The 25,752-nt window shown below is 52.4% G+C and carries 27 protein-coding genes; 13 read left to right on the top strand and 14 right to left on the bottom strand.

Annotation, left to right across the window (positions count from 1 at the left end; all coding sequences use genetic code 11):
- Nucleotides 1-55: 55 nt before the first annotated feature.
- The 10 genes from QMX88_RS04120 to QMX88_RS04165 form a co-directional block, all read right to left on the bottom strand.
- Complete coding sequence (locus tag QMX88_RS04120; protein WP_230691918.1) at nt 56-379, bottom strand: hypothetical protein; 324 nt, start codon at nt 377-379, stop codon at nt 56-58.
- 105 nt (nt 380-484) lie between these two features.
- A complete protein-coding gene (locus QMX88_RS04125) occupies nt 485-772 on the bottom strand; it encodes a hypothetical protein (protein WP_230691917.1) in 288 nt (95 codons plus the stop codon).
- A gap of 318 nt (nt 773-1,090) precedes the next feature.
- Entirely contained in the window at nt 1,091-1,681 is a 591-nt protein-coding gene (locus QMX88_RS04130) for a hypothetical protein (protein WP_282366618.1), read from the bottom strand.
- 49 nt (nt 1,682-1,730) lie between these two features.
- On the bottom strand, nt 1,731-2,585 hold the full coding sequence (locus QMX88_RS04135; protein WP_282366620.1) for a hypothetical protein: 855 nt from the start codon (nt 2,583-2,585) through the stop codon (nt 1,731-1,733).
- Nucleotides 2,586-2,681: 96 nt separating this feature from the next.
- A complete protein-coding gene (locus tag QMX88_RS04140) occupies nt 2,682-3,167 on the bottom strand; it encodes a DUF2726 domain-containing protein (RefSeq protein ID WP_282366622.1) in 486 nt (161 codons plus the stop codon).
- A gap of 138 nt (nt 3,168-3,305) precedes the next feature.
- Nucleotides 3,306-3,986: a hypothetical protein gene (locus QMX88_RS04145; protein ID WP_282366624.1), complete on the bottom strand. Its 681-nt coding sequence runs from the start codon at nt 3,984-3,986 to the stop codon at nt 3,306-3,308.
- A complete protein-coding gene (locus tag QMX88_RS04150) occupies nt 3,979-4,380 on the bottom strand; it encodes a hypothetical protein (RefSeq protein WP_282366625.1) in 402 nt (133 codons plus the stop codon). Before QMX88_RS04150 ends, QMX88_RS04145 begins: the two co-directional genes overlap by 8 nt.
- A 35-nt stretch (nt 4,381-4,415) precedes the next feature.
- Nucleotides 4,416-6,287 carry a UvrD-helicase domain-containing protein gene (locus QMX88_RS04155; RefSeq protein ID WP_282366626.1) on the bottom strand — a complete coding sequence of 624 codons (1,872 nt, stop codon included), beginning with the start codon at nt 6,285-6,287 and terminating at the stop codon, nt 4,416-4,418.
- Nucleotides 6,288-6,312: 25 nt separating this feature from the next.
- Entirely contained in the window at nt 6,313-6,603 is a 291-nt protein-coding gene (locus tag QMX88_RS04160; RefSeq protein ID WP_282366628.1) for a hypothetical protein, read from the bottom strand.
- Nucleotides 6,604-8,251: 1,648 nt separating this feature from the next.
- Entirely contained in the window at nt 8,252-8,710 is a 459-nt protein-coding gene (locus tag QMX88_RS04165; protein WP_198860026.1) for a hypothetical protein, read from the bottom strand.
- A gap of 292 nt (nt 8,711-9,002) precedes the next feature.
- Between QMX88_RS04165 and QMX88_RS04170 the strand changes: the two genes are divergently transcribed.
- The 5 genes from QMX88_RS04170 (at nt 9,003) to QMX88_RS04190 (ending at nt 13,729) form a co-directional block, all read left to right on the top strand.
- Complete coding sequence (locus QMX88_RS04170) at nt 9,003-10,034, top strand: ParM/StbA family protein (RefSeq protein ID WP_230691908.1); 1,032 nt, start codon at nt 9,003-9,005, stop codon at nt 10,032-10,034.
- On the top strand, nt 10,027-10,644 hold the full coding sequence (locus QMX88_RS04175; protein WP_282366634.1) for a hypothetical protein: 618 nt from the start codon (nt 10,027-10,029) through the stop codon (nt 10,642-10,644). Before QMX88_RS04170 ends, QMX88_RS04175 begins: the two co-directional genes overlap by 8 nt.
- 45 nt (nt 10,645-10,689) lie before the next feature.
- Nucleotides 10,690-11,217: an RDD family protein gene (locus tag QMX88_RS04180; RefSeq protein ID WP_282366635.1), complete on the top strand. Its 528-nt coding sequence runs from the start codon at nt 10,690-10,692 to the stop codon at nt 11,215-11,217.
- 915 nt (nt 11,218-12,132) lie between these two features.
- Complete coding sequence (locus tag QMX88_RS04185; protein WP_230691905.1) at nt 12,133-12,960, top strand: hypothetical protein; 828 nt, start codon at nt 12,133-12,135, stop codon at nt 12,958-12,960.
- Between the two features lie 121 nt (nt 12,961-13,081).
- A complete protein-coding gene (locus tag QMX88_RS04190; RefSeq protein ID WP_230691904.1) occupies nt 13,082-13,729 on the top strand; it encodes a hypothetical protein in 648 nt (215 codons plus the stop codon).
- A gap of 41 nt (nt 13,730-13,770) precedes the next feature.
- On the opposite strand, the gene QMX88_RS04195 is transcribed toward QMX88_RS04190, so the two are convergent.
- On the bottom strand, nt 13,771-14,220 hold the full coding sequence (locus tag QMX88_RS04195) for a hypothetical protein (RefSeq protein ID WP_282366641.1): 450 nt from the start codon (nt 14,218-14,220) through the stop codon (nt 13,771-13,773).
- Between the two features lie 147 nt (nt 14,221-14,367).
- Here QMX88_RS04195 and QMX88_RS04200 point away from each other — a divergent pair, with 147 nt between their 5' ends.
- From QMX88_RS04200 to QMX88_RS04220, 5 genes are all read left to right on the top strand, one after another.
- Nucleotides 14,368-15,387 (top strand): lambda-exonuclease family protein, encoded by a 1,020-nt coding sequence (locus tag QMX88_RS04200; RefSeq protein WP_230691902.1) that lies wholly within the window; start codon nt 14,368-14,370, stop codon nt 15,385-15,387.
- 124 nt (nt 15,388-15,511) lie between these two features.
- Nucleotides 15,512-16,069 carry a hypothetical protein gene (locus QMX88_RS04205; RefSeq protein ID WP_230691901.1) on the top strand — a complete coding sequence of 186 codons (558 nt, stop codon included), beginning with the start codon at nt 15,512-15,514 and terminating at the stop codon, nt 16,067-16,069.
- A gap of 234 nt (nt 16,070-16,303) precedes the next feature.
- The gene (locus QMX88_RS04210) at nt 16,304-16,606 is read left to right on the top strand and encodes a hypothetical protein (RefSeq protein ID WP_282366643.1); all 303 of its coding nucleotides are present in this window, start codon (nt 16,304-16,306) and stop codon (nt 16,604-16,606) included.
- A gap of 166 nt (nt 16,607-16,772) precedes the next feature.
- Nucleotides 16,773-17,057, top strand: a complete 285-nt coding sequence (locus QMX88_RS04215) for a hypothetical protein (RefSeq protein ID WP_230691900.1) — start codon at nt 16,773-16,775, stop codon at nt 17,055-17,057.
- Nucleotides 17,058-17,080: 23 nt separating this feature from the next.
- A complete protein-coding gene (locus QMX88_RS04220; RefSeq protein WP_282366646.1) occupies nt 17,081-18,244 on the top strand; it encodes a hypothetical protein in 1,164 nt (387 codons plus the stop codon).
- A 438-nt stretch (nt 18,245-18,682) separates the two neighbouring features.
- Here QMX88_RS04220 and QMX88_RS04225 read toward each other — a convergent pair whose 3' ends face one another.
- Entirely contained in the window at nt 18,683-19,303 is a 621-nt protein-coding gene (locus QMX88_RS04225; RefSeq protein ID WP_230691898.1) for a hypothetical protein, read from the bottom strand.
- Between the two features lie 300 nt (nt 19,304-19,603).
- Between QMX88_RS04225 and QMX88_RS04230 the strand changes: the two genes are divergently transcribed.
- The 3 genes from QMX88_RS04230 to QMX88_RS04240 all read left to right on the top strand — a co-directional run bounded on the left by QMX88_RS04230 (nt 19,604) and on the right by QMX88_RS04240 (nt 22,180).
- The gene (locus tag QMX88_RS04230; RefSeq protein WP_282366649.1) at nt 19,604-20,422 is read left to right on the top strand and encodes an HDOD domain-containing protein; all 819 of its coding nucleotides are present in this window, start codon (nt 19,604-19,606) and stop codon (nt 20,420-20,422) included.
- Between the two features lie 18 nt (nt 20,423-20,440).
- Entirely contained in the window at nt 20,441-21,100 is a 660-nt protein-coding gene (locus QMX88_RS04235; RefSeq protein WP_282366651.1) for an XRE family transcriptional regulator, read from the top strand.
- A gap of 138 nt (nt 21,101-21,238) precedes the next feature.
- Nucleotides 21,239-22,180, top strand: coding sequence for a hypothetical protein (locus QMX88_RS04240; protein WP_230691895.1), 942 nt, complete (start codon nt 21,239-21,241; stop codon nt 22,178-22,180).
- Between the two features lie 16 nt (nt 22,181-22,196).
- Here QMX88_RS04240 and QMX88_RS04245 read toward each other — a convergent pair whose 3' ends face one another.
- Complete coding sequence (locus QMX88_RS04245; protein WP_282366655.1) at nt 22,197-23,651, bottom strand: RepB family plasmid replication initiator protein; 1,455 nt, start codon at nt 23,649-23,651, stop codon at nt 22,197-22,199.
- Nucleotides 23,652-24,963: 1,312 nt separating this feature from the next.
- Nucleotides 24,964-25,476, bottom strand: coding sequence for a hypothetical protein (locus QMX88_RS04250; protein ID WP_230691893.1), 513 nt, complete (start codon nt 25,474-25,476; stop codon nt 24,964-24,966).
- Nucleotides 25,477-25,752 lie beyond the last annotated feature (276 nt).

A 25,752-nucleotide genomic window follows, 5' to 3' on the forward strand; every position in this document is an offset into this window, starting at 1 on the left:
TGGAAGCTGGCTTGAAAGTTAAGCGCAGTTGCGCCAGCAACTTTTGCGATGGGGATCACTCAATGCGATCCAACCACTCCTGCACTACCGCTGGCACATCTGGGTCTTCATCCGCCATAAGCGCCTCAGCGAGGCTGCCTGCGTCGATCTTCTCCAACAGTTCAAACCAGACACATCCGTCCCAGTCATCACCTTCTTCCTGATGCTGCAAGGCGAGCGCTTGTGCGGCCACTCCAGCCATATCCAAAAGGTTGGCGTAACCCGCGGCTACCACCGACTGGTCGCGCATCTCCTCATTGGCTTCGATGTAGCGAATGAGCGCGTGAAACAGCACGCCAACGTCTTCCAAATCTTTTTTGCGGTCATTGTTGTCGATCATGAAGGCCTTCCCATTTATCGTTGACGCGGGAATTATAGGTGCGTTTAACGCACCTATTCAAGCCTTATTCTCGTCACCAGTCATTCAACAATTCAAGTACCTGCCTTACTCCCAAAACGGTTCAATGGGCGGCGTCTCGTCTTCCTGAATGGCGGTTTTGTGCTTCTGGTGGTGTGCTCGATACCGTTCAATGTGCTGCTCGCAAAATGCTTCCAGCGCATGCTCATTGAGCCGAGGCGAATACAACGCCACTGGCTCGCAATTCTGGTCGGTGAACTGGAGGGTGCCGTCGGGATGCATCGCACGACTGATACCACCTAGCAGGAGCTCGACCTCAGTGGTGAATGGTAAATTCCCGGCCTGGTCGGGACGGAAGTGGTTTGGCTCACTCATGGTTTAGGCTCCATTTTCGCTGGTGACTTGACGATCAACACAGATCGCTCATTGAACGATCTGTGAAACATTCCGGATTACCTGGGAGTTGGCGCTAGAGCGACCGCCAAATGTGCCATCGCTAGTGACGACAGACTCAGAGCTCTGAAAGCCTTGGATACAGGGCGGTTGCTTGAGCCGAGATGTGCCATCGTTAGTGCCTGATGGTTTGGATGGCACAATTGGTCAAGTTGACGAACAGCAACCCACTCGATTGCCCCGCCCTGCACAGCCAAGCCCCTTTGATACAAGAACTCGGTCTGCCCGGCGGTTTCACGGTTACGAATGGTTCATTCGCAGCAAGCGCGCCAGTTTTGAGCGCATACCGAAACGGGAACTCGGCCACATGTACAACTGGGCAATGAAAGACAACACCGCCAGGATGAGGAACAAGTAGGCAATGGGCCCAACACCGTTCAACGCCTCAGACAATGTACCGGCACGATTCACGAGGTGGTTACACTGATCGTTGGTGACAGGTGCGCTCAGTTTTTTTGAATGAATCGCGTCGGCGCACTCCGTCCATCGGTATGTGCCAACCACAGCTCCAGGTTGCAAGTTCTGCATCGTTTCGTGACTGATGACCATGACACTTTCAATGACCTTGGTCGGCGAAAAGTCGTTTGCCATTAGCAAACAAGTGAGCACTAAACCAGCAGGCACTGCTACCAGTCCGAGCCAAAGCCGATTGAATATCACCGAAATGGCAACGAAAACCTCCATGAGCCACCTGCTGAAGGACTTTTGCTCATCGGTAGTTGCAGACATGTTTTTCCCCTTCCAAATGGTTGATAAATCACGACGTGCACTCACGTCGTGGCGCTGCAAAGCCCCGGTAATCGGGGCGGTGGTTGAAACACTGGTTTGCACAACTACTCGTCCTTACATCCGATAATTGATCGGCATCCAACGCGCTCAATTACAAAAAAACTGACGATGCAGACTGCTGCGACTTTTCCGCGGCCTGAGGAGTTTTGCGTGCAGGCTTTTTGTCTCGCCCCTGGTGGCGCAAATCCACGCCATACAGCTCACACAGACTGGCTAACGTTTCACTGCTCAGAAGGCGATGGGTGTGACTCAGGCGCAGCAAGATGGCTTTGATCGATCGCCGATGAGACTTGGCCAAGGCAGCTACGTCGGCACAATCCTGATACGCAGAGACGAGCCGCGCATCCTCTTCTGCTGTCCACTTACTCCCTTGTGCGGTCGCCTCTTTCGCTGGTGGGTCCACAGGTACCAACGCTGGGGCTGGGGCAGATATGACTGCATCTGATATCGGAGGCAACTCCGCGTCGATGACGGTCGTGAGCATGTGCAACCAACGAGTACGTTCGGTATCACGAGCATGGTGAAAATTCACGCTGCCGATGATCGCCATCGGGCTCACGTTCAAAGCGGTGGCGATCTGCCAGGCGTGGTAGTTGTCGAGCAAGTCTTTGCCAGTGCGCCAGCGCGAGAACTGGGTTGGGCTCACGCCCAGGAACTCAGCCGCGGTTACATCGCCGTGGAAGCCTTTGGCCTGCTTGAGCTGGTCAAGCCAGCCAGCCGCGGACTTGACCAACTTCACATTCGGGCTAGCGGTGTCGTTGGCGAACGGCGTTGAGCGCTTTGAGCGCTGGGACAATGCGGCAGCGCCAGCGGCGGCGGCCAAACGCAGGTTAGCGGTCAGCTGCACCCGATCATCGTCACACTCACGACCTGTCTCATCGAGCCCGGCGGACAGGTTGACCAGAATGCCGATCGCTCGGTTTGTCAGAGCCTCGTTGCTTGCCATTACTCCTTCCCCCTCGTACAGGTTTCGCCATTGCGCCGAGCCTTGCCATCCGCGGGTAACCGGGGACATGACGCCCCGGCTCTCCTTGACGCAGAACTACAGTTTCAGGTCCTTGCGGATCTGTGCCGGCGCCGGCATGTCCCGGTATCGGATTACCGATACCCCCACAGCTTTCATGAGATCGTCGCGACGACGATCCTTGGAACGGGCCTTGAAGTTGTTGTGAGTCGAATCATCGACCTCCACCAACGCCACCGGCTTGAGTTTCTTGTCACACAGCAAGAAGTCACACCGGTTGTGGGCGACCACATGCCGGGCGTGATTCTTGTCGGTCAACGCCGTGGCCTTGACCTTGATGAATGCCCCGAACACCACCTGGGGTGCGATGACCAGGTCATCGCGTACCGCATCTTTGAGCCGCCAGAAAAAGTCCTGCTCGCGCTCGGTCAATAACGGGATGCACTGGTAGTGCTTGGTCGAGTACTTCTTCCGCTTTGCCAACTTGGAATACACGAAAACTGCCGCTACGCACGCGAGCACAATTAGTACCGGGCTGTCCCCTAAAACGTCTGCAATGGCCATCTTAGCTCCTTTTTTTGATTCTATACACGTACCAATACGCGTTGTCGGTGATTTGTGCGAATAGTTCGCCTGTGGGGTTGGTCAAGTCACAATTACTTTTTGCAGTTTCGCTGCTGCTGGTAGGTACCGCGGCGCCGGTCAGGACAAAGCCTGTTCCTGTTCGGTTGGTTCATGCGGACAATCCGGTACCGCATCGAGCTGGGGTTGCTGCTTGAGCACGGAAGCGATAGAGTCAACGAACTCCGGCGGCACGTTCGTGCTGCTTCGCAACGCCTCCTCCAACGCCCCCAAGTCTTGTACAGAGCGCCCGGCTGCAACTTTGCGTGCCGACTTGACCAACTTCACAAATCGCTCTTGAACAGAACCCAGCCTCAAAGCATTTTCGTGCTGCGCCTGCACCAGGATCAGTTGCACAACGGTGGTCGGGTCACCAGCAGTTACCGCCGCACGCGCCCGGGCAAGAGCCAGAATCACGTTGTTGGGAATCCATGGTGCCAGTCGAGGCGCCCGACGTTGACTATTGATCCGTATCAGCATTGCCTTGCCTCGTGGGGACAAGGTGAATCTCTTCGCGGATCGGTGTACTTCGCAACAAGTAAGAGGATTAGTGCTTACCACCAAGCCCATGCCCTCGAGTTCCCAGCACGCGCCCATCGCGAAGATGTGATGTTCGCGGCTGTGAACCCAATGGCGGGAAACCTTCCACAGAGGGTGATCGCCCTCGGTCCAACTGCCCTCCCGCCCCAGTGACCGCAACATCACGAATTGTGCCTTCGTTAGTGATTTGCGATCCGCCACCGGATTTAACTTGTCATTCATGCTCCACCTCCAGGTGACCGGTTACCGCCGGCAGTTGCTGCGACTCCTGGTCAACACCCACCACTACGGTGTCCAACCTTGCGCCGCGCCTTTGCCCCTTCCCGCCCTTCGACTGACTCAATTTGCGATAGGCAATCCCAAGCTTTACCGCCTCGAGGATCTCTACCGACATTCGCTGCTGAACCAGTCGCGAGTTACCGATGCGCCAATTGGCTTCTGTGCGATCGGCATCAGCCTCCATAGCCCACACGCGCAACACGGTGCGGGCTTCGGCGATGCCGCCGCGCACGTGGCTGAAAATCTCAAACAGCAGCGGGTCAATCGACACTGAAGTCCGTTTCGATTTTCCGCCGACCTCACGCCGGTACACGATGCGTATGAAGTCATCCGCCATGGAAGCCCCCATCACCGATCAGAGAACGGCGCATATCAGGCCGCATCCAGCTGGATATTGGTTACCAGTCGCCGAGTGACCGCCTCGCATTCGATGAACAGCCCCGCCGACAGACGACCGCAACGGATCATCTTCGCCACCGCGTCCGCGATTTCAGAAACCGGACCGCCGAGGGATCCCGCCAGCCCGGCCGCGGTCAGCAGGCCTTGTCGCAGAATCGCCAACTCAATGCGGTATTCCAACTCGTCACCGTCGAACAACAATGCTGCGTCCTGGCCCACCAGCTCGGCCACGTTGGCGAATGCCCCCACGCCATACTCGACGGCGCCGAAGTCACTCTCTGGTTCAACCGCAATTTCCAGAGCAGCCCCCCCGATTTGTTTGGTGCTGTTCGAAACCGCCACAGCCCCAGTATCGACTCGGCCAACGGTCTCGCAGTAGCGCACGATCGCAAGAATCTGCTCATTCAACTCAATCGCCCACTTCGCCCGGGTCAGTGCCACGTACAGCAAGTGCAGCTCCTGACGCAGTTCAGGAGTATCGAGTTCCTGCGGCAAACCGCCGTCAGTGATCAGGTTGTGGAAATCACTGAGCAGTACCAGCTGCGGGAATTCCAAGCCCTTGGAGCGGTGGGCAGTCAGCAGCGCAACGTCCGCCTCCTCGATCTTGTCGACGCAGGCAGCCTTGATCTGGCTGACCAGCGACGGAATCTGATCGCCGTACTGCTTGGCGACGCTGATGAGGGAGTGGATCTCTTTGTCGTCGGTGTCTTGGGCGTAAGCCTCCAGCTGGGCAAACGAAGCAAAGGCACTGATCAGAGGATCACGCAGCTGAGCACCGGTGTTGGCTCGCAAGTGGTGTACTTCAACCAGCTTGTCGAATGGGTACTCGTCGACGCCGCCCACAAAATGCAGACGCTTTGTGCCCAGCAGGGCGACCGCGCTGGCAAACAACCTGGCGTTGGTACGACCGATGATTGCGTATGGCTGGGTACGGTCGACCTCGAAGCGTGTAGCCAGATCCATCCGCGAAGAACGCACCGGTTCCTGCTCGCCGGCGAACTCGCGAAGCAACATCGTAGCCAGTTGGGCGATCGCAGGGCCAAAGCGGTGGCTTTCCGAGATAGTGACCACCTCATCGAACTGCGCCGCATCGAAAGCGTTGTATGCGCCGCGGAAGCCGAAGATGCTCTGGAAGTCATCACCCGCCAACCGCACCGGACAGCTCTGACGCAGGATGACAGCGGCGAATACCGGGTTGGTGTCCTGATACTCGTCCAGCAGGATGCCATCGTAACGGTGATGCAGCTCGGGATTGCTCATCGCCCAAAGTTTGAGATATCCATCGTGTGGCATGCGCAGCGGTGTGGAGTCGAGAAACAAGGCACGATCAGCCTGGCTCTCCCCGCATCCACGCGACCACTGGCGCAGACGGAGCAGATCCGACCACACCAGCTGGGCCCACTCCACCGCTTTGGGTTTCTCTGCGACGCTGATCATCGCTGGAACATGAACCGGCAGGATTTCGTTGTCGGCTGACACCATGAAGTTGTGGAGGGTCTCGCGCAGGTGTCGAGCAAAGGCCATCGGAATGCCGTACGCCTTGGCCAGCTGCGAAGGAAATAGATCGCCCTGTTTGCCAGTCTTCTTGAACTGGCCACCAACCTCCCAAGCTAGACCATGGCTGGTCTTGGTGGTGACGTTGCGTGGGAAGCGAGCTGCTGCATCCTCTTGGTTGGCCTTGCCGAAGGTCACGTACAGAAGGCGCAGTTGGCCTTTGCGTCGAGCATGCTCGATCAACAGTGCGGTCTTGCCGGTACCGGCTTTGGCACGAACGAGCAACCGGTGTGCGGTACTCGCCAGAGCAACAGCCTGCTCAGTGTTGGGAGTGAATACTTCTGCGGCCATTGCCGGCCTCCTTATGGGTTGGGTTTCAGTTGCGATCGTCATCGTCGCGGTGCCATGGGCTGAACAGGTCATCCCACTCATCTTGTTGCTTGCTGAACTCAAAGCGTTTGCTTGGAGCGGTTGAGCGTTTGTCTCGGAACAGGTTGAAGAACAGCACCGCCGGAATGGAACCAGCGACCACAACCAACAGCGAGAGGGCAAAGGCCCAGCCCGGCAGATGGTGCTTGGCGTAGATGGCGAGCAAACCGCACGCCAAAGGCAAAGCAATGCAGAACAGCGCCTTCCCTACCCACTTGATCAATCTGAACTTGGCCATTTGCGGCTCCTAGTGCACAACCATTTATGCCTTAAAGATACAGATAGATTTGGATCGTAGCAAGGCATTTTATAGGTACGTGTTATAAATAGTTCGCACAACCATTTATGCCTAGCGACCTACAAAAGCCAGTTGGTGTATGGCCAACCATTTATGCCCGACCGATCCGGAAAATCCCAGACCTCGGCACAACCATTTATGATCCTGCCGGACCACAAAAGCCGATCCGCCGGCTCCGCATTCCCACAGGATCGTCTTTAATCCCGTAATGGACACCTGCTGGTGATCCATGAGTAACCGTAGAAGATTGATTGGGCGAAAGCGGGCAACAAGGCGCCGCACTCCGCCTGCTGAGGACGCACCGCTCGCCGGCAGCTCACTCATCCATCGTCGTCCACCCGGGAAGCCAAACGCACCGATCAGACAAAAGCTGACTCAGGCCAGACACCGGGCCAAGCCGCAAGCCGACACAGCTCACCACCGCTCGCAACCGAACCTGCTGCGCACGAGTCAACGCCGACGATCGACCCGCATCAGGCCTGACGCCGACCAGCGCAGTTTGAGACACCGCCCGCCACCGCTGGCAGCGCTCCCGACGTGACGCATCCGACTCCGCGCATCTGCACAGCGCCGTTGCCCTGCCCCGCCGCCGCACCCCGTCACATCCGTTTCAGCCTGCCTGCTTTCTCACCCCGTCAGATCCCACCTGGTGGTCACCACCGAGTAGCCGGAGAATCGCTCAGCATCCGAGCAGGATCCACTCAGCTCACCAGAGCGCACCAGGGTGACGGAGTTCTATCTATTCGGCCAAGGTGGGCAGGAGAACACAAATGGTTATGCTCACGCTGGCAGAAAAGCGCGTACGGCGACACCAACAAAAGATGCGCTGGAACAAGAGAGAGGAAACCCAAACCAGAGCAGGCAGAAGTGCCAGATACACAGGAGTGCGTGCAACTCTCACATGAAGAACAACACTCGCTGTTCGAGAAGGAGAACCACCAGAGTAACAAGTGAAAGAACTTCCAGAGATGGATCAGCAAGTGGAAAAAGAGAATTGAAGAAGCCGAAGAGACCGAAGCGGGAATGGGCGGCAGCAGAACTCCCGAGCGGAATTCCCAGCGCAGGAAGAGAGAGTGACAAAAGTGTAATTGCAACAAGTGTTGGCGGAACAACAGGCGGTAGCATACCGAAGGCGAAATATCGGAGTGAGATGCAGCACACGCAAAAGAGATTGCGGCACAAGTGTTGCGCGTACAACTGCCGGATGAACAATGGCGCAGAAGGAAGAAAAGAAATTGAAGGAATTAAATGGATGGGCGTGAGCTGCGTGCAGCCATTGCAGGGGAATGGCGATCGTATAATCAAACTCAGCCTGCCATCGATCAGCAGAAAGTAATTCTCGGCAAACCAGGTCGACCTCGCCTCAGGGAAAGCCTCGGATTAACTTCGCACATTACCGTCAGGATTCTGGTCGACTCAGCCAAAGCCTCGGATCAACTTCGCATAACACCGTCAGGATTCTGATTCGACTTCGCCAAAGCCCAGTTCCGACTTGGCCAACTACCGTCAAGCTTCTCGTTCGACTTGGCCAACAAAAAAGCCCCAACACAGTAAAGCGTTGAGGCTTCCGGGTAATTGCAATGGAGCCTTACTCCACTTCCATCTCCCCTTCGAATTGCATTTCAACTCGGTCGAGCATTCCGTTGACCAGGCTTTCAAGTTCATCTAGCTCAGCGGCACGCTTGCTTACGGCAAGTGTTACGCCATGCATCAGATAGCGGATACGGTCATGCATCTGCCCGCGCAACTCAAAGAGTTTAGTGATCCTTTCACATAGGACAATCATGAGCTTGTGATTAGGCTCGAACTCACGGGAACGCTTGACTCTCTTGGTTAGGCCCAGGTGGCTGACGTTGGTGGAGGTCCATTTCCCCTTGCCTGCCCTGAGCTTCTTGTACACCCGGATGAAGGGCTTGGTCTGGCCTCGGTGAAGGTTGAAATCAATTGCGATTCTGCCGGACTGAAAGGGCTGCATGACGTAGAGCAGCTCGCCCATGCGCACAAGCAGGTTGTCGATGCGAATCAGGTAATCGACGGCTGTGTCCACTGACTCCTTGGCATGCCTTCGAAGGCCCTCGAAATCATCGATGCTGGGGGGGTTGTGTATAGCCATTGTTTAAGCGTTGCTCGGGGGGTTGTGTATAGCCGCACCAGGGAGGTGCGTTCGGGGCGGATTTTTGAAGGATTCTGTCTGTATTGTCAATACGTGTTATGTATCTTAAACTCCCACCAATGCGCAGTATGAAATGTGTACTTCTTATTTCTCATTGAGCATTTCTCAGTGTGCAATGCGCATTGCGCACCACTTTCAAGTCGTTGATCTAATGAGGTTTTACAAAATGCAAAGTCGTACAGTTGTCGGTCTGGATGTGGGTCGCAGCGCTATCAAAGTGGTTTCTTACGCGAATGGTGTGCGCTTTTCCATCATGTACCCTACCCTGGCGGTTCCTGCCGTAGCTCTGACTGACCCAGCCACAGCGGAGCGAGCGAAAGCGGAGACCGAAATTGTCGATGGCAAATCCTATTTCACTGGTGATACCGCCCGGCTCCAAGGCAACCTCACCACAACCATCGGCTTGAATGATGACTGGACCGATACTCCGGAATATTTGGCGCTGGTTAAGTCCGCCTTCACACGGCTGGACAAAGCTGGTGTTCCGGATCTCGACTCTGCTTTCGTGGTAATTGGCACTCCGTCGAAACTTTACGGAACCCGCCAAGAGCGATTGGTTGAACAAACGAAACGCGTTCTCCCTAAAGATGTTGAAATCAAAGCACTTCCTCAACCGATGGGTGCTTACTGCGATTACGTTCTCGACAAATCTGGCCTGCCGATCAAGGACAAGTTGATCGCCACAGGTGGACGCATTAAATCTTACGGTGTGATTGAGGGCGGCCATTTTTCAACTGATTTCCTTTTGATGAAGGAAGGCCAATATATTGAGCGCGGCGCAGACTCCTGCTCGGGGATGAGCACCGCCGCAGAGCAATTACGCCGGCTTCTCGCCAAAAGAAATCTCACCGCAAGCTTGGTTGAATGCGAAGAAGCGTTCCGAACAAAAACTCTATTTCAGTTTGGTGAAGAAATCCCAATTGGGAATGAAGTTCTCGAGGCACAGAGTCATGTAGTTCAAGAAATTATTGCAAAAGGAAATTCGCTGTTCGCTGATGACGCTCGTTCATTGAACGGCATATTGATCGCCGGTGGCAGCGCGGAAGCAATTCATGCCATTACATCCCAAACGTGGAAGCACAGTATTTCGATGGTGAACCCTCGCTGGTCGGTTGCCGATGGTTTTGCACGGTATGCCTTGGGTCAACTTGTAAGAGCTACTGTTACTGCCAGCCAATCGGTAGCTGCTAATGGCTAAGCTCGTACGTGTTTACGATCCTGACGAAACAGAGCGGAGAATTAATTTAATTCTCAAGGAAGCTGTGTGTCCTGGACTTCTCGAATTTATGTCGGAGCTTCCATATGGCATGGATACCCCTTTAATCAGGGGTGTATTTTACCAGTGGTTCAAGAAGCACAGCGAAGAAGGAACTCTTGACGAAGCTTTAAACAAAGTTTTGTCGGGACCTGCTGGCTTGATCTCTCATAGCTCACAAGCGACTCGAGAACAGCCCAACGCAAGGCATCGAAAACGGACGACCAAGCAGAGAACGGTAACGGTAAAAGCTGGCGCTCGCCAGACCGCACCAAGGCATCAAGCTGACCCAGCCGTGTCTCATGTGACGGATGCAATTGAGTCGCCCCCTGATGAACCGGCGTACGTTGAGCGGGATCGGCCCATCGAGACAAGCCAAGCATCAGAGCCTCCTTCTGCCCTGCCCCCTGTCAAGCAATCCTCCTCAACACCGACATCCGGGTCTGATCAGCATCCTCTAACCATGGCACAAGAGAATGTTGGAGCTGGCGAACAACTGCCGGATTCGGATCAGGTAGCTCTTCTTCAAACAATGGGCGATATGTTCCCTTAACCTACTCCGCGGCAGTCAATGTCGCGGACAAACTAGGTCTACACCATGAAAGTTTTGCTGAACTCCCTGTTCCTCATTCGGAGGCTGTTAGCGTCCACGGTCGACGGGCTGTTAATTTTCGCCTTTACGCTCGCCTTCCTGGCTCTTTTCGCATTCATGGCGGCGCACACATTCACGGCTCTTTCTGTGCCAGATGGCATTGAGGCGGTGAAGTGGTACGAGGGCATAGCCTTGAGCATGGCCCCCTACCTCATCATCACCATTCCGATCGTTTGGTTGCTTTACGAAGTGACGCTGATCAAGGTCTGGAACGGAACTACCATTGGTAAATTACTCCTTCGAATCCGGACGATTTCGGCAGAAGGCAACATTACGTTCTGGCAGAGCCTGTTCCGCACTACACTCAAAATACTGTCCATGTTCATGTTGTTGAGTATTGAAAACCTCTACGCCCTTGGCTCCGTGTTGGTCTTCTACATGGCGTTTGCGCTTTTCACCGTGAAAAATCAGCTGGTCTATGATCTGCTGGCATCGACCACAGTCAGAGATCGATCCCGCTCAAACGTTGGCTGACATCTCCCGTGGCCCTCCTCTTCCGAACCATTTAAACCGTACAAAAAAACCGGCCATTCGAGGCCGGTTTTATTTGTCGAAAGGGTGGGGGCTACCAAAGGGATGCGATCTCGATTACAAGCCCCTGAAAAACATCACCTGTTGCAAAGTTAACGGATACTCCACTGGACAAGCCAGTCAGGTCCGAGGTTGCGAAGCCTCCTTTGTAGTCAACACGGTAACGGGTAAGCGCATCACCCACATACCGCCTGATAGTACCGCTCCCTAATGCATCCCTTGTGTCTTGCTTCTGTGTTCTCAACTCGGTGATGCACCGCCAGTTTCGAGATCAGACAATAGTTGTGCATCGGGCGTCTCCCGGTAGCAGACAACACATGTATGGATCAATAGGTCGAAGCGATACTCCCTCAGGTCGTTCACCCTTAAGTGAACAGCGCAAATGACTTTCCCCGGACACCACGTCCTTTACATAGCAGCCAGGTGCAACTGGTGGGGATTTCGCAAGGCTAGCCGAGCCGTGAACGTCGTACTGCTATCGACAGATCCAAAAGGCGTTCAAAGAGGTGAGCCCAGTCTTGGTAATAACGATGGAACTCCATCTACAGAGCCGCGGCTTCTGTGATTACCGAGGCTGGGCTCTTTTGTTTTTCAAAAGACCCAGCTTTTTTTTGCTTTTTTCCACCCCTCCCCTTTTTTGTATTTGCGCGAGATCATCCCCTCCCCACTTGAGTCAGCACAGACAGATGGTTGCAAAAATTAAAAGCTCAGGCATGATCGCAATGAGCGTTTGCCAACGCTTGCACGCCCACCAGGGCGAAGGCTGGATCAGGCCATGGCTGAAAATTCTCTTTTTGAAGCATTGCCTTACGGTGATGCGCCTTGTGGGCGTGGTGCTAAATCCGTGTAGGAGATGCTTTGTCTAACGTAAATCGCTTCCCATCCGGCGCAACTCTTGACCAGGTCAAGAAAGACGCCAAAAAGCTCGCCAAGACTCAGAATATTCCGCTCAACCAAGCACAGGATGCAGCTGCGCTGAAGCATGGTCTTGCCCTACCTTGGAACCGAGTCAACGAGTGGTTAACAAGCCAAAGAGTATCTGCAATCGCCAGCTTCACTCTACCTCTTGATAGTGGTGAGACCAAGGTCGTCAACTTGACCTGTGAACAGCCCCTCGTAATGATCTGCGGGTGGGTCGGTTGCGGTAAATCGACGACTGCACTTGTTCTAGCTGGTCAGGCAATGGCCAAGTCCAAAGCCAGACTGTTTTTCCTCACATCAAAGCCCGCAGGCTGGCCACCTAAAGTATGGGATACCTTGTGCCAAGATTTCCCAGGTAGGTGCTTTGAAATTGGAAATATTCGCGATTTCAATGCTTTCCATATGTTGGATATCAACCCTACGGCTGGTGACATCTTTATCCTCGACGAACGCTTTCAGGGGGCGAGGGAAGAAAGCCTGCAATGTCTAATTGAGCTTGCTAGGAACTGGAAAGTCGGCCTATTCGTCTGCAAGCAAGGCGCCGCTACCGATATGGAATTGGAGCTCACGAAAGTGCCTTATCCGGATCGTGGCATCCCTTTGGTAGTGGAAGGCAAAGGTGGATTTATACGCCATGGTGAACATGCCACTTACACGGCTACCGCATTTGAACAGGCCAAAATCTCCGGGGAGCCCGACCATAAATCCTGGAGCGGTCAGTTCACCATAACGGTCTCCAAACCAAGTGGACTTGCAGAAACATGACTGCTGCTCTTCCAGTTTGGCCTAGCCTAATCCAAGCACCGAACCGATTTCACAATGCCACTAGCGCAGATCCGCTGATTACCAGTATTATAGTTACATGTTATTCCATGGAGGCCCCAACATGTTCAAGATGCTGTCCGCTGCCATTCCTGTTTCGCTCATTCTCGCCACTCTAGTCGGCTGCGCAGAGAAGCCAGTTCTTGTCGATAACGGCCCCGTCCGTATCCAGTCCTCGTTGATCAATGCACGGTTGCAGGAGGGTTGGAAAGGTACAGTCAAGGCGGTGGCGACTGACACCCACACTGAAATGGCCGACTTCGTGAACGAATCGCTGAAAAGCGCCAAATATAACGTTGTGCATGGCGATGCAGATCTAACTTATTCGATACGTGAGATCTACGCAGGGCCAGCATCCGAGTACAAGGAGGCCCACACCGGTGCTGGTGCTGCATTGGCGACGGGCGTTTCTGTTGCTTTGTCTGTGGCAACCTGCGCAGCGCTGAATTCTTGTTCATCTCCCGGCGTACTCGGCAACGGCGTGGCAATGAACATGAACGAGGCCACCAAAGCAGCCAACAACACTAATGGCCAGTCAGCCGAAAGCTTGAAGAAGACCAACCTCGTCATCCATAGCATTTGCCTGGGTGGCCATGGCTGTGCGAGTTCGATCGCTGCCACTTCTGATCCGGCCTTGTCGCTAGATGATCTTCGCAAAGAGAATGCTCAGGTCGGGCTTACCACTTCCATGCGCCTGAAAAGCAATTATTAAAAAAAACCCGGCTGTCAGAAATGACGGCCGGGCGGGTGGGTTTACGCAGCGAGCCAAGCTCGCGATGTAACATTCGCGGCGACAGCACACCGCGTTAACAGAATTCGATCCTCACCAGCATCCTTCCAGAACCCTTCCACACTCAGATAACCATCGCCGAGATCCTGAATCCTCGTTCGCGTTGGTAGCTGGCTATTCAGTCCAGGTATACAAACAGCGTTTTCACCGCGCACGAGAAGCTCCGCGTCGCGAATCGTCCAGATGTCAGCATTGCCCGAATGACTCTTCATAAGACGGATCTTCCGAGATTTGACTGTGGAAAAAAGTTTACGATCAAATTCTTCAGTCAATGCCAAAGCATGCTCTGCCTCCATTCGATGAAGCTGGAACCCATGTGTGCATAAACGCGTCGTCGCCGGCATTGCAAAGATGCCGATCCTAGCCAAGGCATGTCTCATCTCATCCATTGAATCGTTCTTTGAACTGTTCATTTGTTGCCTTCAGGGAGTTGTCTTGTCTCGAGAGATGCTCAACAGCTTGTGAGAACCTGAAAATCCGTGAGGGCGTTAAACATCTCCACCTATCAAGGAACCTTCAGGGATATCCCTGAAGCCCGGTTACATTTGTGGAGAAAAAACATGGCGATGCAAATCGTTACAGGACCAGCTTCAAAGCAAAACACGCCAGAGTGGCTCGCCTGGCGGGCGGATGGGATAGGTGCCAGTGAAGCACCGATAATCACTGGCACGTCCAAGTTCAGAACTGCTTACGAGTTGTTTCGAATGCGTCTTGGGATCGGACCTCCCCCGCCTCCGAATCCATTCTTGGACCGCATTAGAGAGCGAGGACATAGGCTCGAACCTGTAGCACGCGCTGCATATGAAAAGCACACCGGTACCACGGTAACCCCCCTCATCGCAGCAAGCGCTACGCATCCATTCATCAGAGCTTCCTTCGATGGGTACAACGGGTTCGACGCAATACCGGTTGAAATAAAATGCCCTGGCGACACTGCGCACTCCCTTGCTCTCAAGGGAGTGGTACCTCCTGAGTACTATGATCAGCTCCAGCAACAGATGTTTGTCGCTGAAGCCAACTACGCACACTACTACTCCTTTGATGGAGAAAAAGGCGTGCTGCTGAAGGTCTCTCGTAATCAAAAACGGATTGACGAAATTTTGGTTGCGGTACAGGACTTTTGGAACAGACTTCAAACAGGCAAGTGGGGAACGGATGAATGGGTAGCGGCCGCCGCTGCTTGGCGATCTGCAAACCACCACTTACAGCTTGCCGAGGAACGGGAACAAGCGGCAAGGGCATTGCTGGTGTCTCTGATGCCTCCCGGATTGAAACGACATGAAGGGAGTGGGGTTTCTGTTTCGTTGAGCTCAAGAAAGGGAAATATTGACTGGCGAAGACTTTTTGCCGATCACGGGATATCAATGACTGAGGATCAACTCAATCAATACAGGAAAGGACCATCGGACAGCGTTACCATTCGAGACGTTAATGGCTCACCAATGATCAACCGATCGACCAACACGTTAGCCGCAAACGCTGGGTCGTCAAAACAAATGGTCACAGTACCTGCGTTACCAAAACCATCTGCATTAGATGACCAGGTTGCTCGAGGCGTAGGCCTTGGCTTCGTTTTCTGAAACCCAACCCACCCCCCATCTATGGGGGGTTTTTTTTGTGGTCACGCCAGGTTGATTGCCTGGTAGGCCTGTAGGTCTCCCTGTAAGTCATCCCCCACTACTAGGATTAACTACAGGAGTCTGTATGCGCAAATTCAAAATCTCGAATAGTCAATTGATTTGCTTTGCTCTAGCTTTGATTGGTTTGACCATAGTCGCATGTAGTGGTCGATCCCACCTTGGAATTTTAATTCCAATTAGCATTGGTGTATTCATGCCGTTCTACTCTTTAGCTTATACCGGCTGTTTCACTTACTTTCCCAAAGCAAAGAGTATCGAATCTCCAATTCAAAAAACAGAGAACTCAGCACAATCCACAAGAACTAACAAACCGAGTATGACCGCGAATACCGCTCCTAAAGAATACGATCTCCGCGACATACCTTATCCACCCAAACGAAAGGGTGACAAACCAACATATAGCCTTCCCTGCGGCAATGGGCTTAGTCCTGAGAAACAACCGACAAGGGCACTCCCTCAGCGATGCGCCCTCCTAGGTTCAAAACCGAAGACCCACTCGGACAACCGCAACGCAGAGCCCCCAGTCGGAGCAACACTGCCATTGTTCACCAACGCTGAAACCCCTGCTACGCCTGACGAATCTGACGAAGTCTTCGTGCAGCACGACAGCATTTTCCTGTGAACTGATCCACAAACCGTCGCCATTTTTTGGCGGCGGTTTTTTTATCGTATATCTTTAATCTGTAGCTTTGGACCTGTAATTTATATTCGTGTTTTGGTCTGCAAAAAATACGCATACCAAATTTTGCACGCATTAAAGAGTATAAAAACCGTAACATTTCTGGCGTCGCATTATTGACCGCATGTTTAACAGTTACCTATAATTTCAATCGTGGATCCAACCTAACGGAATACGATGGATAATATGGTTACTTATATGTCATATGGCTTTGACAATCACGGCGCAACGGAGATCGGCCTTACTTCCCTAGGCTGTCTTTCCGTCGATGGAACACCACGCTGCCCTCGGTACCAGAAAGACTGCGATACCGCCTGCACAACGACGTGCATGGTCACCGCAATGAGTGATTTCCCAGAAGCAAAGGCTGAGATCCTTCTGGCTGGAATCTTAATCGCCTCGACCCACGCCTCGTCAATGATTGAGATGCACGGCGCCTTGTCCAGCTTCGAAAACGCTATCCAGGCCACCTGTATCTAAATCAAAAAAGATCCACCCTCTTCTACCAAACCTTGCGCCGCACAGAAAATGCGTTTCACACCGCGCAAGGTTTCTACTTACGCGTTATGGATTGATTGACGCAATCTGTCACGTACGTATAATCAATTTCAGCAGCCCACAGTGGTCGCTCCAGAGGTAATGCTTCATGAACCATGAATACACCCCAATCGAGATTGGTATGGATGCTCTCGGTGAAGTGCTTGATCAGATTTCGGTTAACGAAGCCGGAGTCAATGGATGCCATCTGACAAGCCGGGTGCAGGAGGTCAATGAACGCATTGAACAATCCATGCTCAAGTATCCAGAGATCAGAACAGAGATCCTGGCAGCCGGCATGAAGGTTCTCCTTGAAATGTCCAGTACGCTGGATCATTTCAAAGAGGTTGTTCTCCCCCGCCTGGATCGAACTGTGGACAACGTGGCTGCGTAGGATTTTTAACCAACGAGCCCTCTATGGCAGCAGAACAAGCAAAATCTCCGGAGTTGGAACTTAATCCGGAGCAAAACAGAAACACCAGCGATGCCCCCGACTCCCTCCTGACCCCCCCCGGGAAAAAGTCGTCATTTGAAAACTTGTGCGAAAAGTACATATCGAATGACGACCGCTCCCCCCTCCTCGTCAATCGAATCGCCTACGCGATGAATAAGGACGAGCGTGTACGCAAAATCTGCCGAGTGAAAGCCAAACAGAACGGCTGCGACCTCAACGATCTGGATGAGATTTTGCAGCGCGTTATGGAGGTCTTCCTGCTGTCCATGTTGCCCAAGACTCAAGATACCGACGCGGTGTACGCGGTCGTTTATGCCGTGGCCAACAATGTGACCCGAGAGGTATTCCGAGACCGTCAGAAATTGGTTGCGAACCATTCCTCCATTGAAGACATGCAGGAGCGGGGCGAGGAGTTAGGACAACTGACTCTGGTGGATCAAGTCGAAATCGATCACGATCGTGAGATAGACACTCAAACCGCCACAAAGCGGATGGCAGAGGCACTTCAACGGGTGATAAGCGGAGAACAGAAAGTGGCAGATTCCGGCGTATTCCAAATGGAACAAGACCCACTAGTGCGTCTTGTACTGAAAAATAATGAAACCCCCGATGACGATATCGATTCACCGGCATCCTCAGAGCGTACGTCGCAGGCACATGGCGGGGAAAAAAAGCAAAAAAAGGGCACCGAGCTATCTGCGGACCAACAGGAGTTGGTCGACATCGGCAACAAATTGGGCCTTCGAAACCAGGATTACGCTTTTGCGCTGGGCATCGGCCTTCCTCGGCTTTCTTCGTACATCTACGGCCGAACCGCTTCGGTTCCAATCGACGTTATGAAAAAGGCTCGGGCTCTATTTGCCGACGAGCCACTTCGAGTGGAGCGTTTGAAACGATTCAATCGACCAATGAGCCAAATACTCAAGGAATGGGAGGAACGCCTCAAACCCAAGAATGATGAAGATCTAGCCACCAGTTTGGGGGTAACGAAGATGACGATCTATCGTTGGCGCAATGACGAAACAAAGCCTGATCCGACGGCTTTGGCGAGATACGAGCAGTGGATCGATGATTTTGAAAAGCGTTTTTCCCACATGATTGAGCAGCGGCTCGCTGAACAAAAGTGATCTCAAACCCCCGCCAGCAAGAGCGGGGTTTTTTTTCACTGTGAAATCTCGGCTCAGCGCGGGAGCGACACCATGATCGTACACTTTGATTCATACGCATCTTCTGGCCACCACCACCATATCGCCACCTTGAAACCGGGCGTTTCTTTCCGTGGTGTTTATCTGATAACAAGCCCACCCACTGTTCTAAGACAGAATGATGAAGAGTTTTACTCGTTCACAGCGTCAGATCTAACAGGGCAAATCCCCTGCCTAATTCCGACGCATCGGGTTCACTGGCATCACAGCGCACAGTTCGTATCCCAGAGAGTAGCAATAGAGGGAAGTACGGCCCTGATACAAGAGGACTTGACCGGCCTGATCAGAGGTCTCGAGCCTGTAAACATAATCTGGTGAGCAAAAAAAAACCTTCCGGCCCGATGGACCAGAAGGTTTTTTTTATACCAGCGCCCTGATGCAGGCCTGGCTCAGTGCAACGCGAGTGAGCCCGGCCATCGTGAGAACCTGATAAACCGCGGCTACCCCCCCCTCCTCCAGCGCCGCAGTCGCCAATGCATAAAGTGCATCGGCCGGCACAAGCTCAGTCTCTAAGCTTCTGGAATCTTCGAACACGACCGTAATGTCGTCATCGGATGTCAGTGAGTGGCCTGAACACAGCCCATCGAAGACACCCGGTGCTTGGGACAGCACGAGGTCGAAGAACTCAACAAATGCGCGCAACTGGACAGACTTCTCGTCCGACCAAGCAATGCGCCCATTTTCGAGGGAGGTTTGAACAGTGTGAAGCACGTACTCGACCGCATCCACCTCACGAAGAAGATCCTGATCCGCAGAGAGAAGCACCTCAGTGAGCTGTGCACCTGTTCGGGCATCAGCAACTTGGATAACTTCAAGATCACCTCCGGCGTCGCTGTAACGAGCCTGGGAGATGACACGGATCATAGCTTCATAGGAGGAGTCTGCATCCACCACATCACTGAAGGATTCTCCGCTAGGGAAGAGGCCTGAAATGAGCAGGGACTGGGAATTTGGTTGAGTGGATTGTGATTGATGAATCATGGTGAATCTCCTGAAAGAGTATGCAGTTGAGGCGTTCCGCCTAACGGCCTTGCAACAGGAGATGCACAACAGGAAGTTATATTTCCGCACACATAAAACAATACTTTTCAATACTGTCAAGTATTGTTATGAATCACTGTGAGTAATGTTATGCGTTAGGAGCGAATATAGTGGCCCTTGAGTATTATCATACGGTCTAGCATATGGTGGCCATTGTCTGTGAGACCACCAGAAACGTTGGGGGTAACATGCGCCCGGCGTACAATTCGCACCGCGAATCGACCTAACCTGCGAGTGATTATGAGAAACCTGGAGCGGATATTCAAACGACCCGCGGCACTGCCTACGATCTCGACCGTTGTCCTGGATCTGTACGAGATGACTAAGGACTCTGCGGTACCTCTGTCCAGCATTGTAAAAAACATCAGCGCTGACCAGGTCTTGGCAGCGAAGGTGCTGAGAACTGCTAATTCCGCATACTTTGGACGCAGCGGCACCGTTTCGAGACTCGAGGATGCCATCTCGACCATCGGGATACACACACTGCGAACCACGATCATTACGAACGGTCTGATGAAAGCGATTCCAGCAACGCAGGGTATCGATATGCCGGCCTACTGGAAAATGGGACTGCATACCGCATTCATGGCTTCTCACCTTGCCGCGCAAACCAATCATGATCGTGATGAGGCATTTACGACCGGGCTGATGCAGGGGTTGGGTGTGCTATTGATTCACCTGGTCATGCCGGATCAAGCTATGGAAGTAATACAACACGTGGCGCCGTTGGACATCATGATGCGGCGTAAGGTTGAAAAAGATCAGCTTGGTTTCGACAATGCGGAGGTTGGTTCCGAGCTCCTTAAACGTTGGAAATTTCCGGTGGCGATCCAAAAAGCATTGCTCACGTATTCCAATGTTGAGCCACTACCCGATAAGCTTGGCCAATTGCTATCAGTATCCTCGGCCTTTGCGTTCAGCGTAGTGTCGGGGTTGGATGAATCTTCAGTTACCGAACGTGTTGATCCTAATGTCATTTTAAGACTCGGCTTGGCTCAAGATTGGTGGGCAGTCAGCCGAGATAGGGTATCCGCTTCGGTGAATTTGATGATTGTTTGAAAACGAAAAGGATTCGTCGTGCTTAAAGGGATTCGCCTTTATCAGGCAATAATTGACAGGAGCGAGATGCTTTCTGTCCCGTTCTCAGTCGCTAGTAACCAGTGCGGATTCACTGCGGATTCGCTTGCAAGCTGCTTTGGCGATCTTTCCAGATTGAAACCGCACGTACTACTCGACGTGCTGGATCGAAAACGTATTGACAAAATTGCCGCTTTTTTAGGCTGCTCCGGGTTTCGAGTTCTGCAAATGGCAGACGTTTTCTGTTGGTCGGATTATTGCTTGATCCAGACTTCCTCAGTTTTCAAGGCATCGTCAAATGCACAAGACAGTCGATTGGCCGCTGACTACTTCGACTCGGTTACGAAATCGAATGTCGTCGGGTCGGCTGAATTCATCATCGATGAACTAGTCGCCGCTACCTGGTCTACAGATCTAAGGGAAGCAGCAGAGAAAACTCAGATACCATTCTTGAAGCTGCGATCCTGGCGTGTCGGTAAACCCAGCCCCACCCTCAAAGACTTAGAGGCCATTCGAGTCCTCGCTAAGCATCTAGATATGGGGACTCCGTTGGTGATGATGGCGCTTGGTGTAATCACCCCTGATGATTTCATGATTGATGGTGTTGCGATCGACATCGAGACCGAATTGAACCACGCGCTGGACGTAGAAATCTTATAGAACAGTCCCACCAAAACGCCTTTTAAATTAACCTTGTTAAATACAATGAAATAACACGTATTGATAAGATACTGGTTGATTGTTAAGATCCTTGCCAGGCCTACTGGTTGGATTTTCCTTTTGCCCAGGACTTCAAAAATGTTCAATGCACGCGTCACCAGCTCCGATCTTCTCCGGCTCAAGCTGCCGGTTCCATCGACTGAGGTATTGGAGGAGATACATTCTCTTGAGGGCAATACCCTCACCTCTTCCATAGAGCGCGCTACAGCTGGCGACCCTCAATCGAAGACATATCTCCAAGGCATTTTCTTTTCTGTTCTCCCTGTCGTAAACGAACGTCTGGCCACAGCTAAATTCGCACCGGCAAGCATCCCTCTGCTCGTCGCTATTGGCCGATCAGAAGGTCCGATATTCGCTAAGGCTTTAAAGCGGTGGGTGGAAAACGGTTGCCCTGAGAATGACGACGCACGGTACTTGCGCATGTCTTACGACAAGGCTGCGAACACCAACCTGAACTGTTCTGTCACCAGTGAAGCGGCTCCAGCAGCCAATGATAGTGCAAGTACGTCAATAGATCTCGGTGACCCGCTCACCGCGATTGATGAACAGCAGCATCAACATTCAGCTAAAAACTATGTGAATCGGCATGTATATGGGGGGAAGGTCGCAGTTTGTTTCTCTGCTGATCAGACAAGAACCGAAGAGCATACAATTCGGATTGAAGCAGCCCTCACCTCAGGCGGTCGATCCTATAACTGGGACAACAAGATCGCGATTCAGGTATCTACCAGGGAGTTGCCATCGGTCTTGGCTACCCTGCTACAAATCCAGAACAGGTTCGAAGGGAAAGGCCACGGTGCACAAAACGAAAAATGGTTTGTGTTGGAAAACCAGCCGGGAAAAGTTTTTCTTTCCTTGAATGCAAAGGGGGAAGCCTCAAGATCACTACCGATCGGACCAGGCGACTGCTATCAGGTGATCACCCTTGTGATGGAGCAGATGCTGAAGAATGCCCCCTTCCTCACCGCAGAGACTTTGCTATCGTTGATTAAACGTACAGGCCTCATGGCAAACCCTTAGGGTTACTCGATTTCCTTTACGCTTTGACGCTGGCGTTCGCCGATAGCAAGAATTGCAACAATTGGTCTGATGTTGGAGCTTCTTGGAATCGCTCTTCAAAAATGATCGCTACCAGGCAATTCAGGACGATAGGAGTCCACCCCTTGGATTTGTATTGTTTGAAAGCCAGATCGTCCTTCTTGAGCTTCGCCTCATAACTCGCTAAAAGCTCTTGGCGCTCATCTGGGTTCAGAGCATTGATCTCATCTCGAATAATCGTCCGTTGGGCCGACCCCCACTGCTCGAGGAGGATGTCCATCTGGTTCGTAGAGGAAGCCTGTGAGGACGCAGCGGGCTTTTTGACCAGTTTCGGTTGGCTAGGCGCGGCTGTAGTTGTATTGGCTTTTGCAGGCGCTTTTTGTTTGCTCGGCGCTTTAGCATAGTTGTTAGTAACAGCTGCTTTGAAGTACGCCGCTGGACTTGCAACAGAATCTTTTTTCTTCATCTGCGACTCGGTGTAGTCGGCCTGAGCTAGCAAATACTCCTCGTCATGACTCATTGCCAATTCCTCAATGTCCTTGCTACTCAAGCAAAGAGATTTCAGTCGCTTTGATAGCTCAGCACCAACGATCTCGGGTGCTGGCGATAACCCCAACTCTGGTTGCATCAACGTCTCAAGCTTGAACCACAGCTTGTCATACTTCCTGTTGTTTTTGGTCACAACGACTTCGATTTTAAAGCGGCTTTCAATACTGTTGACCTGCTCAACGGCTCGGCCAAGCATTTTATTGAAATCACGGAATTCCGCATGCGGGGTCGCAGAACCCGATAGCAGGACACTCCAGGCAGTCCAATGCTCCCGAAAGGTTTCTTTCTGGGAAAACCCGTAGTAGCGGGAAACGAGCTCGTGCAGGGACAGCGCTGAGTAGCTCGTGAAGTGATACTGCATTCGCAGGTCGATCAGATTGAAAATGGTCGGATCGAGTAGCCGGCGTTTCAATTCGGGTGGAAAGGAGTATCGGATGGTCTCATTGTCTTCGAGGATATAGGCCTCTGCGATCAGATTCGCTACGCCCCATCCACTTTTGCGACCTGGGCTGTCGCCTTTGTAATCGAACTCAACCTGTGCCTGAGTCATTCCCCTAAGCACTTTCTTCAGGTGGTCTCTGCTGTTCGATGTCGTATGACCCACATATTCCTCAACCAGCTTGATTGGGATATCGTGAACCATTTCCGTTGCTGGTCTTTGTTGAGCGAATTGAGTTAGCGTGTTGTAAAGCTTGCGTTGCAGGAACGTAAGATCGCTAGTTGTCGAGACGTTTCGCATCGCCTGGGCTTCCACAGCCTTTTTCAGCTCAACAGCTTTTGAGGGTTCAATTTCCCGAACAACAACGATCTTGGGTGCACGTTTACGCTTCACGGGATTTTTATCAACATCGCCAGACGTAACTGACTTCCGTTTTGTTGCTGATCGTGTTGAGGGGGTATCCATCTCAAATGTGCCATTGGTGAACTGATGTGGCACATTACTCGAACGTTTCCGACTGGGTCAATCATTTCTCGGTGCCATTCTCAGGGTCAAATTGTGCCACCGTTAGTGCGTCGCCCCTTTCTGTGTTTTTCGCTTTTGACTTGCAGCTAGGTCAGATCAAAAAAACAAACAACAGCTTGTTTTGTTTTTACTGCTTTTTAGAAGCTTTGTTAGTGCCCCCCCTAAAGCCCCGGTTTATAAGGCCTTCAGCCCTTTTTGTGTGCCACTGTTAGGGCCAACAGTGCCAGCGCTCTTGTCATTTGTGCCCTCGGTAGAGTTGCAGAGTGCCAGGCTTAGGGTGATGTGCCGCTGTTAGAGCCGAATTGTGCCAGTGTCAGATACAACGGATTATCGTGCCGCCCTTAGTGATGCTTTTCACTAGTCATGGCACATCTCCCGAACACCACGTCTTTAAAGGCCTCTAGGCCTAGTAGCGCAAACCATTTCCACACTCGCGTTTCTAACCATGGCACATTTCAGCTCGATCGGTGGAACCTCCGGCAGCTATTTCTGGCGTTTTACTTTAGCAATGCTCTAACCGTGGCACATTTGGGTTTTGTTAGGTAGATCAATGGGGTAGCACCTCTCTATTGCCACTATTCATGGCACATTAGGCGGGGCGAGTGACGTTTAACCCCCAGCGACCCTCAGCAGTCCCTACAAACGATACTGAGACGACCCTGGTCATCGCAGCGATCAGGCACCTCTCGTTGAGTTTTCACAGTGAAAAGGGCTTGTAATCGTTTCTGGCTATAAACACTAACGGTGGCACATCTCTGGAGCCTGTATGTAGCTTACGATCCCTAGCAGTGGCACAACTCGGGCAGTATCCCGACCTTTTGCGATCTAACGATGGCACAATTGATGATGTGTCCTCTGTATTGAGGGGATCTTGATCAATCTGCATCATTTGACAGTTATCAAATGACCTCATCTAGCCATGGCACATTTGGAATCCATTGCTACGAGGCATGACTGTGAAAATCGCACGCCTCCGGTGCCAGCCTGCTTCTTTTTATTGCTTGGCCAAGGCGCTGCTCATGTGTTGAATAACCAGCGCCGTGCCCCCTGTTCAAAAGAAAGGATCGACCAGAGGGCATCCTTCGCGATTCCCGATGCGCGTTCATTGGAGCCGGTAACCAGGTCCTGCATTTCGATACGATCGCTCAGTGAATCAGACGGCCATTCAGATGGCAGGGTCTTTTCACGATCATAATTCAGCCAAAAAAAAAGCCCTGCACGTACGTGCAAGGCTTGGGGGGTTAAACGGTTCCTAGAATACGAATCCAGGTGTACCAGTTTGAACAAGGGGCGTGGACTGATCATCGTGCCCTTGACCTTGTTGATTTGCCTGACCTTGTGAAGCGGCCTGCGTTGATGCCGGGGTTTGTTGGGAGTCTGGCTGGGAGGCACTCTTTATCTTCGGTGTAATAGAAAGGCTGATGTAATCCTTGGCGCCGTTGACGCCCGGTTTCTTCCAGCCCGCGATGCGCATTTCATGGTTGAAACCGAAACTACCGGCGTAGTCAGGGCCATCCCCCACTTTTTCGCTCTCTTTAAACAGGCTGGCGTTTATGCCTCCGATCGAGAGTGAGTAAAACTTCTCCTCAGAATTGGTCTTTTGTTTCAACCAGACAGCTACGTCGAGCTTGAGCTTTTGATTCTTCTCCTTGTTCTGTGTGAATTCGACATAACCAACCATGATCGGTGCACGGTCAGAGGTCCGATCAGCGTTAGCGAAAATGGTGCCTGAGCCTTCATTGAGAAGCAGTGCGATAGTAGTCATGTGGATCTCCGACGTATTTGAGGTGACTCATTTTGAGCCGTTGGGTGTAACTCGGTATGAATCACATGGCATTGTAATCCGTCTATAACGCGTAGAGATATCATGTGTGAATCTAAAGCATGAATCATGGTATGCGCTACGATTCCAAATCCAAAACCTATCCCTGCGCACCTATCGTTAACGCGTTTTTGCCTAAATGCAGAAGACTGAATTTTTCACAGTGAAACCCGGAATGGTGGCTCCAGGTACCCCACTTCGGCATCCGCGGACATATGC

Source organism: Pseudomonas sp. PS02290 (genome assembly GCF_029960075.1).
Lineage (GTDB): Bacteria > Pseudomonadota > Gammaproteobacteria > Pseudomonadales > Pseudomonadaceae > Aquipseudomonas.